Genomic DNA, 2,071 nt, shown 5'->3' on the forward strand with positions numbered 1-2,071 from the left:
CTCTTTCCCTCCCCGCCGCTCTTCCGATCTGTTTCTGTACTTCCCGTATTTGCTGAGGAATCCTTGAGTGTATCTAACCGGTATTTGCCGATGGTATCTACAACCGATGATTCCCAGGTAGAACTAACTAAATTCCAGGATATAGAAGAATTTAGTGACAATTTTTTTGTCAATCAAATGACAGAAAATAATATTCCTGGAGCGGTATTTACCTTAGTAAAAGATGACAATATTATATTCTCGAAAGGCTACGGCTACGCCAACCTTGAGGATAAGATACCGGTTATTCCTAACAAAACTCTGTTTCGTGTAGGCTCTGTCTCTAAACTAGTTACCTCTACAGCAGTAATGCAACTAGTCGAGCAAGGCAAGCTTAAGCTACATGAAGATATTAACCAGTATCTTAAGGAATTTCAAATCAAGACTGATCAATTTAAGCCCATTACAGTTGATCATCTCTTAACTCATACTGATGGATTCGATGTAGCTTGGGTGATTGGCGGAGCCACTCGTTGCCAGTCTAAGCTGCTATCCTTAGAAAAATTTCTCACAGAAAATCTACCAGAGCGAGTGCGACCACCAGGTCAATTATATGTTTATGGTGATGTAGGATTAGCATTGGCAGGTTACTTAGTCGAAGTGGTTGCTGGAATTCCTTTCAGTGAATATATTGACCAAAGTATCCTACAACCTTTGGATATGAGTCAAAGTAGTTTTCAGCAACCATTACCGTCTGAGCTGGCAGCTAACTTAGCTGTGGGATATCGGTACCAAAATGACAATTATATAAAGCAACCCTTTACCTGTAATAAAAGTGTTCCTACTACAGCTTTAACTACTACTGCTGAAGACATGGCTCACTTTATGATTGCTAATTTACAGGGAGGTCGTTATGGTACACAGCGTATCCTGAATGACACTACAGTAAAGGAGATGCACCGCCAACACTATACTAATTTTCCGAACATTCCTCAAGCCGCAGGATCTACTTATGGTTTTTTTGAGCGCTTTGTGAATAATCAACGGATAATTGAACATGGCGGTAGCATGTCAGGGTATACTAATCTGGTGTTTTTAATTCCAGAACAAAAGTTAGGTTTCTATATTGCTTACAATCGTAACAGTCTTAATGAGAATTTGCGAGACGACTTGGTTCAACAGTTTTTAGATCGTTATTATCCTGTACAGGAGACCATTGCATCACCTACCGAAATTATTAATAAAGCTATCCCTGAAGCTATCCCTGAAGCTAATATTACCCAGCAGTATAAACAGCAATATAAACAAATTAATGGCGGCTATCGCTTTATTCGATATCCTCAAAAATCCCTGGTTAAGTTAGCAATTGTTTTGCTGGAATCTGGACGATTATTTACTATTAAAACTAATCCAGACCACAGGATAAATGTATTTCCAGGAGGAAGTAAATGGGAGGAAGTTGAGCCACTCCTATTTCGGTATCCTGACAGCAATATGTATATAAGTTTTCGGGAAGATAGTCAGGGTAAAATTACTGCTATGTCTATGAGTAGTCATGTCCATTTAACCTATGAAAAGTTAGCCTGGTACGAAACTCTTGTTTTACAGCTTGGACTGGTGGTATTTTGTGTGATAATCTTCCTATGGGGATGTTTAGTTTGGCTAATTAGACCATTAATTAGCCGCAAAAATAAAACTTTAGCTCTAGTTTCACGACATACTCGTCTAGTGGAGTTTATCATTGGTCTGATTAGTGTCTTAAATTTATGCTTTTTGATTGGAATGGGGATAGCTATTAGTACAATAGATTTCTGGGAATTTTTCTTGGGAATCCCCCCTGTGATGATTGCGTTACTTTATCTACCCATTGTCACCACAGGCTTGACTACTGTAGTATCGATTATTGGTGTACTGGCTTGGAGAGACAAAAATTGGTCTTTGATCAGACGAGGGTATTATGGTTTGAGTATGCTAGCGGCATGGCTATTTATCTGGCTCCTAAATTCTTGGAATTTATGGCTCTCCTAGACTGATTATACTAAATTAGTAGTTTAAATTAGCTTAACCCCTTAAATAACAAGGGATTCAATCA

1 protein-coding gene is annotated in these 2,071 nt (G+C 38.6%); it reads left to right on the forward strand.

Annotated elements, in window-relative coordinates:
* The coding region (locus tag F6J94_RS33275) for a serine hydrolase (protein ID WP_293048092.1) at positions 1 to 2,007 on the forward strand (2,007 nt) is incomplete at its 5' end.
* Positions 2,008 to 2,071: the final 64 nt, after the last annotated feature.

This window comes from Moorena sp. SIO1F2 (assembly GCF_010672755.1).
In the GTDB taxonomy this organism is placed as follows: domain Bacteria; phylum Cyanobacteriota; class Cyanobacteriia; order Cyanobacteriales; family Coleofasciculaceae; genus Moorena.